The sequence below is a fragment of the Streptomyces globisporus genome, assembly GCF_003501885.1.
Taxonomy (GTDB): Bacteria; Actinomycetota; Actinomycetes; order Streptomycetales; family Streptomycetaceae; genus Streptomyces; species Streptomyces globisporus_D.
On sequence record NZ_QWFA01000015.1, the window covers coordinates 43,806 to 51,222 of the forward strand.

The following is a 7,417-nucleotide window of genomic DNA, read 5'->3' on the forward strand; positions in this document are numbered from 1 at the left end:
TCGCCCGTCGGCCGACACGAGGAACGCGGGGGACCACCAGTGAGCGCGACCGTCGACGAAACCACGGACACCGCCGGCCCTTCGGCCCGGACCGCCTCGGTGCTGCGCAGCGGCGCCGTGATGGCGGCCGGCTCCGTCGTCTCGCGCGCCACCGGCTTCGTCCGCTCGGCGGTCGTCGTCGCCGCACTCGGCACCGGCCTCACCGCCGACGGCTACACGGTCGCGAACACCGTCCCCAACATCCTCTACATCCTCCTCATCGGCGGCGCGCTCAACGCCGTGTTCGTCCCCGAACTGGTGCGCGCCGCCAAGGAACACGCCGACGGCGGAGCCGCGTACACCGACCGGCTGCTCACTCTGTGCACCGTCGGCCTTCTCGCGCTCACCGCGCTCGCCGTGGCGGCGGCGCCCCTCATCGTCGGCCTCTACACCGACTACGACGGCCGACAGGCCGAACTGACCATCGCCCTGGCCCGCTACTGCCTGCCGCAGATCCTCTTCTACGGGCTCTTCACCCTGCTCGGCCAAGTCCTCAACTCCCGCGGCCGGTTCGGCGCCATGATGTGGACCCCGGTCCTCAACAACATCGTGATCATCGGGGTGTTCGGCCTCTACATCGCCGTCGCCGCGGACGCCGACGGAACCCTCACCGACACGCACGCCCAACTCCTCGGCTGGGGCACCACCGCCGGGATAGCCGTGCAGACGCTCGCCCTGATCCCCGCGCTGCGCGCCGCGAAGTTCCGCTGGCGGCCCCGGTTCGACTGGCGCGGCAGCGGACTGACCCGGCCGATGCGCGCGGCCGGCTGGCTGGTGCTGCTGGTCCTCACCAACCAGCTCGCGTACTGGGTCGTCACGCGGCTCTCCACCGCCAGCGGGCTCCACGCCGTCGAGCAGGACGTCGCGGGCGGGGCGGGCTACACCGCGTACAGCTACGCCTATCAGCTCTGGGTCGTCCCGCAGGGCATCATCACGGTCTCCCTGGTCACCGCCCTGATGCCCCGGATGAGCCGGGCCGCCGCCGACGGCGACCTCGCCGGGGTACGGCGCGACGTCGCGTACGCCCTGCGCACCAGCGCCGCCGTCGTGGTGCCCGCCGCCACCGCCCTGCTGGTGCTCGCCCCGTGGGTGATCGGCTCCGTCTTCGGATACGGACGCACCACCGCCGCCGACATCACGGTGATGGCCGGAATCATGATGGCCTTCGCGCCCGGACTGATCGCCTTCTCCGGGCAGTACGTCCTCTCGCGCGGCTTCTACGCTATGAGCGACACCCGCACCCCGTTCTTCCTCAACCTGGTGATCGCCGCCGTCCAGGCGAGCCTGACGGCCGCCGCCTACCTGCTGCTCCCGGCACGCTGGGCGGTGACCGGAATGGCCGGGGCGAGCACGGTGGCCTTCTGCGCCGGGTTCGCCGTCACCGCCCGCGTCCTGTCCCGCCGGCTCGCGGGCCCCGGCGCCGGAGCCCTGCTGCGCTCACCGACCCTCGGCGCGCACGCCCGCCTCATCGCCGCCTGCCTGCCCGCCGGAGCCCTGGCGTACGGTGCGGCGCGCGCGGCGGGCAGGGCGGGCGACGTGGCGGCGGCCGGGGCCGGGACGCTCACCCTTCTCCTCGCCGTGGCGCTGCTGGCCCGGCCGCTCGGGATAACGGAGATCACCACGATGCTCACGGCAGGCCGGGCACGGCTGCGCCGCTGAAGCGGGTCCCGTCAGCTGCCCGCCCGGTGGGATGCGGGCGTGCTCGAGGTGGGGGCCTGGGCCTCGCGGGTCACGTCGCCGACCAGTTCGACCACATCGGGGCCGTACGCCTGGGAGTTGACGACCTTCAGCAGCAGGCAGAACGACTTGTTCCCGTGCTTGCGGCGCAGTTTGTCGTAGTTGCGGGCGACGTAACGGGTGGCCGCCTGGTTGGTGATGGCCCGCTGACCGCAGAACAGGAAGACCGGGCGCGACTCCTGACCCCCTGTCAGGCGCGCCAGCAGGACGTACTCCGCGGTGCCCGGATCCATCCGGTAGCGCTCCGAGCCGACCTGGAACGCCACCCGGTCCGGGCCCGGGTCCTGCTCGACGTTGATCCGCACCCCGGGCAGCAGGGTCCGCAGGTGCGCCGCCATCCGCTGGTTGGACGTGGGGCCGCCGACGCAGTACTCCGTACGCTCCCCGAACCCCTGCTGCGCCGTGTCATGGGTGACGATCTGCGCATGGGCCCCGCAGTCCTTGATGAGCGCGGAGAGTTCGAGCAGGGCGAAGGCGTCGTGCCGGTGCACCGCTCCCTCGGCGCCCGCGTAACGGTTGACGACCAGCAGGCACTCGGAGTTCGCCGGCAGCCCGAAGAAGGTCTGTTTGCGGCGGAGCCCCCGCCGCCAGAGATAGTTCCGGGCGAGCCAGCCCAGCGAGGCACGGATCCCGGCGGCTATCACGCCCAGCACGATGTTGCGCACGTCGTCCGTCATGGGCGCGCATGGTATCGGTCATTCGGGTAACCGTTCGAGGCGGTCCTGACGAGCCGGGTTTCCCGGGGCTACCCTGCGGCGGAGATCCGTTGACTGGAGGTACGTATGCGCCGTTCCGTCGGTCGGAACACGTCCCTGTTGGCCGTACTCGCCGTGGTCGCCTCGGTCGGAGCCGCCGCCCCGGCGACCTCGGAGTCGACCGCCACGCCGCGCCCCGCGCCGCCCAGGTCCCCGGTCGCGGTGGGGCACGGGGGAGCGGTGTCGAGCGTCGACCCGGACGCGTCGGCCGCCGGGATCGAGGTGCTGCGCAAGGGCGGCAACGCGGTGGACGCGGCCGTGGCCACCGCGGCGGCGCTCGGCGTGACCGAGCCCTATTCGGCGGGCATCGGCGGCGGTGGCTACTTCGTCCACTACGACGCGAAGACGCGCCAGGTGCGGACCGTCGACGGCCGCGAGACCGCCCCGCGCAGCGCGGACGCCTCCCTGTTCCTGGAGAACGGCAAGCCGATCCCGTTCGAGGAGGGGGTGACCAGCGGGCTCGGCGTCGGCACGCCCGGCACCCCGGCCACCTGGGAGCGGGCACTGGACGCGTGGGGCAGCAAGTCCCTGCGTACGCTGCTGAAACCGGCCGAACGGCTGGCCCGGGACGGCTTCGTCGTCGACGGCACCTTCCGCTCGCAGACGGCCTCCAACCAGGCCCGGTTCGCCGACTTCCCTGCCTCCGCGGAGCTCTTTCTGCCGGGCGGTGCACTTCCCGTCGTCGGCTCGGTGTTCAAGAACCCCGATCTGGCGCGTACCTACCAGAAGCTCGGCCGCGAGGGGGTCGACGCGTTGTACCGGGGCGCGTTGGCCGACGACATCGTCCGTACGGTGCGCAAGCCGCCCGTGGACCCGGACGCCACCCGGGTCGTCCGCCCCGGCGATCTGACCCGCAAGGACCTGGCCTCCTACCGGACCCTGCGCAAGGACCCGACCAAGGTGAACTACCGGGGCCTGGACGTCTACGGCATGGCCCCCTCCTCGTCCGGCGGCACCGGCGTCGGCGAGGCCCTCAACATCCTGGAGTCCACGGACCTCTCGCGGGCCGGCCGGACCCAGTACCTCCACCGGCTCATCGAGGCGAGCCGGATCGCCTTCGCCGACCGGGGCCGCTGGGTCGGCGACCCGGCGTTCGAGGACGTACCGACGAAGGAGCTGCTGAGCCAGCGGTTCGCGGACTCCCGGGAGTGCCTGATCCGCGACGACAAGGCGCTGACCAGCCCGCTGGCGCCGGGCGACCCACGAAACCCGGAGCGGTGCGGCAGCGGTGGCACGGCCGCGCCGACGACGTACGAGGGCGAGAACACCACCCACCTGACGACGGCCGACAAGTGGGGCAACGTCGTCGCCTACACCCTGACGATCGAGTCCACCGGCGGCAGTGCCATCACCGTGCCCGGGCGCGGCTTCCTGCTCAACAACGAGCTGACCGACTTCTCCTTCGCCCCCGCCAACCCGGCGGCCCACGACCCGAACCTGCCGGGACCGGGCAAGCGGCCGCGCTCGTCGATCTCGCCGACCATCGTGCTGAAGCACGGCAAGCCGGTGCTCGCCCTCGGCTCACCGGGCGGTGCCACGATCATCACGACCGTGCTCCAGTCGCTCACCGGTCACCTGGACCGGGGGCTCCCGCTGGTCGACGCGATCGCCGCGCCGCGCGCCAGCCAGCGCAACGCGCCGACGACCGAGATCGAGCCGGAGCTGTGGAACAGCCCGGTCCGCGCGGAGCTGGAGAAGCTCGGCCACGCCTTCAGGCAGAACCCGGAGATCGGCGCCGCCACCGGGGTGCAGCGGCTGCCCGACGGCCGCTGGCTGGCGGCGGCGGAAAAGGTGCGCCGGGGCGGCGGCTCGGCCATGGTGGTGCATCCGGGCCGCGGGCGCTGAGGCGGGAGGGGCGCGCCGCCGGACGCCGTCGCCAAGGGGCCCGAACGGGCCCTCGCCTACGGAAGGGTCCTTCCGCACCATGCGCACCCGCATGCTCGCCCTGACAACCGCCGCCTGCGGCGCCGCGCTCCTCGGAGCGGCGGCACTGCCCGCGTCCGCTTCCGCCTCCGCTTCCGGATCCGCGCAGGAGCCGGAAGCGGACGCGGGCGTCGTGACCGCCGCCGACCTGCTCGCCGAGGTCCGCGCCTGTTCCCGGATCTCGAAAGGCAGGTACCGCACCGACAGCGGCAGCGCGAAGGCCACGGTCCCGGTCTGCGGCACGCGGGACGCCGTGTTCTGGAAGGCGGACATGGACATCGACTGCGACGGCCGGAAGACCAGGGCCTGCAACCGGAAGACCGATCCCTACTTCCTGCCGGAGACCGCGTTCCAGAGCTCCCGCGGCGAACCCCTCGACTCCGCCGCGCTGCCCCATGTGGTCGTACCCGGCCCGAGCAAGGTGTGGGACTACCGGAAGGCGGGGCTCACCGGCGGCAGCGTCGTGGCGGTCGTGTACCGGGACCGGGTGCGGTACGGCGTGATCGGCGACACCGGCCCCACGGGCATCATCGGGGAGGCGTCGTACGCCATGGCGAAGACGCTGGGCATCGACCCCGACCCGTCGACCGGAGGCGCCGAGTCCGGCGTCACCTACATCGCGTTCAAGAACTCCCGCGTCTCCCCGATCGAGAGCCGCGCGCGAGCGCAGAGCCGTGGAGCGGCCCTGGCGAGGGAGTTCGTCGGGCGCTCGTAGCCCGGGGCCGGGGTCGCCCGGAGGCGTGCTCAGAGTGCGGTCAGCACGCGCGGGCCGTCGTTCGTGATGGCCACCGTGTGCTCGGCGTGCGAGGCCCGGCTGCCGTCCGTCGTCCGCAGCGTCCAGCCGTCCCGGTCGTGGCGGAACTCGTCGAGACCCCCGGCGAGCAGCATCGGCTCGATCGCCAGGACCATGCCGTGCCGCAGCACCATGCCGCGCCCCGGCCGTCCCTCGTTCGGCACGGAGGGGTCCTCGTGCATGGACCGGCCGATGCCGTGGCCGCCGTAGCCCTCCAGGATGCCGTAGCCCGCGTCGCGGCAGACCGTGCCGATGGCGTGGGCGATGTCGCCGATCCGGTTGCCGACCACGGCCGCGGCGATCCCGGCCGCTAGGGCCTCTTCGGCGGTGGCGATGAGCCGGGTGTCCTCCGGGCGGGCCTCGCCCACGGTGAAGCTGATCGCCGAGTCGCCGGCCCAGCCGTCGAGGAGGGCGCCCGCGTCCACGCTGACCAGGTCGCCGTCCCGCAGCGGCTCGGCGGACGGGATGCCGTGTACGACCGCGTCGTTGACCGAGACGCAGATGACGGCCGGGAACGGGGTGGGCGCGAAGTGCGGCTTGTAGTTCAGGAAGGGGGAGGCCGCTCCGGCCTTGCTCAGCACCTCGCGGGCCGCCTCGTCCAGTTGGCGGGGGGTCACGCCGACCGCCGCCACCTCCCGCGCCCGGGTCAGGATCTGCGCGACGACCCGGCCGGCCTCGCGCATCGCGTCGATCTGCGGGTCCGTCTTGATGTGCACCATGCCCATTACTATACCGGTCCAAGCGGTATAGTAATGACGGTATAGAAATGGCATCGCGTAGTAGGGTGGCCCCATGGTCCGCACCCCTCTCACCCCCGAAGAGCGCCTGCGCGGCGAACGGCTCGGCGCGCTGCTCCGTGCGGCGCGCGGGGAGCGCAGCATGGCCGCCGTCGCCGCGAGCGCAGGAATCTCCGCGGAGACCCTCCGGAAGATCGAGACCGGCCGCGCCCCCACGCCCGCCTTCTTCACCGTGGCCGCCCTCGCCGGCGCGCTGGGCCTCTCGCTGGACGAGATCCTCGGCCGCTGCGCGGCGGAACCGGCTGTGGCGTCGACCGGGGCGCCGGCCCCGGTGCCTGCCGGGGTGCCGCTGATCGCCTAGCCGCTCGGCGGCCGGAACGGGCAGGGCGTAGGGTCGCGCCCGTGACTCTCCAGGACTTCGCGCGCAGCGAGTACGTCAGCCTGACCACGTTCCGGAAGAACGGCACACCGGTCGCCACGCCCGTCTGGGCCGCCGCCGAGGGGGAGGTGCTGTACGTCTGGACCCGCTCCGACTCGTGGAAGGTGAAGCGGCTCCGCAACAACGGCAAGGTCGTCGTCACCGTCTGCGACGTACGCGGCAGGATCGCCGAAGGGGCCCCCGGCGCGGAGGGCGAGGCCCGGCTCCTCGACGAGGACGGCACCCGTGCGGCGCGCAAGCTCCTGGCCCGCAAGTACACCTGGAAGTTCTGGCTCGTCGACTGGCCCGCCACGATCGCCCGGCTCGGCAAGCGGCCGCACACCGGGATCGCCATCACCTTCTGAGCGCTGGGGGGCGCGGCCCGGCGGCAGTGCTCCCGCCGCAGCGCGCCCGAAAGCTGCGCGTAGCCGCCCTGTAACACGACTGCGGTCGAATGCCTCCGGACTGGAGGGCTCCAGTCGACGGTCGGCGGTCGGCGAGGGCAACGATGACGGTGCATCAGCAGGCGTACGAAGTAGGGGCGTTCGCGCAGCATCTGCGGGACCTGGTGGCGCGCCTGGACCCCGGGCGGGGCTGGTACGGGGTCTTCGCCCGGCGTGACCCGGCGGGGATGCGGTCCTGCCTCGACGGGGTGGAGATCCCGCCCTGGGACGTGGTGGAGTCGCTGCTCGCGGACCTCGCCGCCCTGCACGGCACCCGGTTCGCCGAGGAGGTCTCGGTCCGCGCCGCCGCGCTCTACTCCGCGTCCGCCGCCGCCCATGACCGGCGGCCCGGCGGGCGCCAGGAACTCGTCCACCGGCTGGAGTTGATGGTCCGCGAGCAGCACCGGGCGGCGGAGCGCCTGCGCGGCCCGGCCCCGGCCGACCCGGTTGCCCTGGCCTGGGCCCGCGACGACCACGAGCGCGCCACCGCCCGCTGCGCGGAGCTGCGCAAGCGGCTGGCGGCGGTGGCGGTTCCCGAGGGCTGGCTGCGGTCGGAGGGCGGGGAGGGGCCG

7 protein-coding genes and 1 pseudogene are annotated in these 7,417 nt (G+C 73.2%); 6 read left to right on the forward strand and 2 right to left on the reverse strand.

Features of this window, described 5'->3' with window-relative positions; translation table 11 throughout:
* Positions 1 to 39: 39 nt before the first annotated feature.
* On the forward strand, positions 40 to 1,698 hold the full coding sequence (gene murJ / locus D3105_RS04810) for a murein biosynthesis integral membrane protein MurJ (protein ID WP_118900307.1): 1,659 nt from the start codon (positions 40 to 42) through the stop codon (positions 1,696 to 1,698).
* 11 nt (positions 1,699 to 1,709) lie between these two features.
* Here the strand turns inward: murJ and D3105_RS04815 are convergent, their stop codons facing one another.
* Positions 1,710 to 2,453, reverse strand: a complete 744-nt coding sequence (locus D3105_RS04815) for a hypothetical protein (RefSeq protein WP_118900310.1) — start codon at positions 2,451 to 2,453, stop codon at positions 1,710 to 1,712.
* A gap of 105 nt (positions 2,454 to 2,558) precedes the next feature.
* Here D3105_RS04815 and ggt point away from each other — a divergent pair, with 105 nt between their 5' ends.
* Together ggt and D3105_RS04825 are read left to right on the forward strand one after the other, a co-directional pair.
* Entirely contained in the window at positions 2,559 to 4,376 is a 1,818-nt protein-coding gene (gene ggt, locus D3105_RS04820) for a gamma-glutamyltransferase (protein WP_118900312.1), read from the forward strand.
* A gap of 79 nt (positions 4,377 to 4,455) precedes the next feature.
* A complete protein-coding gene (locus D3105_RS04825; protein ID WP_118900314.1) occupies positions 4,456 to 5,169 on the forward strand; it encodes a glycoside hydrolase family 75 protein in 714 nt (237 codons plus the stop codon).
* A gap of 29 nt (positions 5,170 to 5,198) precedes the next feature.
* On the opposite strand, the gene map is transcribed toward D3105_RS04825, so the two are convergent.
* Positions 5,199 to 5,966: a type I methionyl aminopeptidase gene (gene map / locus D3105_RS04830; RefSeq protein ID WP_118900322.1), complete on the reverse strand. Its 768-nt coding sequence runs from the start codon at positions 5,964 to 5,966 to the stop codon at positions 5,199 to 5,201.
* Between the two features lie 73 nt (positions 5,967 to 6,039).
* On the opposite strand from map, the gene D3105_RS04835 reads away from it, so the two are divergent.
* The 3 genes and pseudogenes from D3105_RS04835 to D3105_RS04845 form a co-directional block, all read left to right on the forward strand.
* Positions 6,040 to 6,345, forward strand: a complete 306-nt coding sequence (locus D3105_RS04835; protein ID WP_118900316.1) for a helix-turn-helix domain-containing protein — start codon at positions 6,040 to 6,042, stop codon at positions 6,343 to 6,345.
* A 41-nt stretch (positions 6,346 to 6,386) separates the two neighbouring features.
* Positions 6,387 to 6,767: a PPOX class F420-dependent oxidoreductase gene (locus tag D3105_RS04840; RefSeq protein WP_118900318.1), complete on the forward strand. Its 381-nt coding sequence runs from the start codon at positions 6,387 to 6,389 to the stop codon at positions 6,765 to 6,767.
* A 143-nt stretch (positions 6,768 to 6,910) separates the two neighbouring features.
* Positions 6,911 to 7,417 (forward strand): annotated as a pseudogene (locus D3105_RS04845) (hypothetical protein); the annotation flags it as partial.

Bases quoted from the DNA above. Each gene is read 5' to 3' on its own strand.
- D3105_RS04825 (WP_118900314.1), top strand. From the start codon at position 4,456: ATGCGCACCCGCATGCTCGCCCTGACAACCGCCGCCTGCGGCGCCGCG.
- D3105_RS04815 (WP_118900310.1), bottom strand. From the start codon at position 2,453: ATGACGGACGACGTGCGCAACATCGTGCTGGGCGTGATAGCCGCCGGG.
- map (WP_118900322.1), bottom strand. From the start codon at position 5,966: ATGGTGCACATCAAGACGGACCCGCAGATCGACGCGATGCGCGAGGCC.
- D3105_RS04835 (WP_118900316.1), top strand. From the start codon at position 6,040: ATGGTCCGCACCCCTCTCACCCCCGAAGAGCGCCTGCGCGGCGAACGG.
- ggt (WP_118900312.1), top strand. From the start codon at position 2,559: ATGCGCCGTTCCGTCGGTCGGAACACGTCCCTGTTGGCCGTACTCGCC.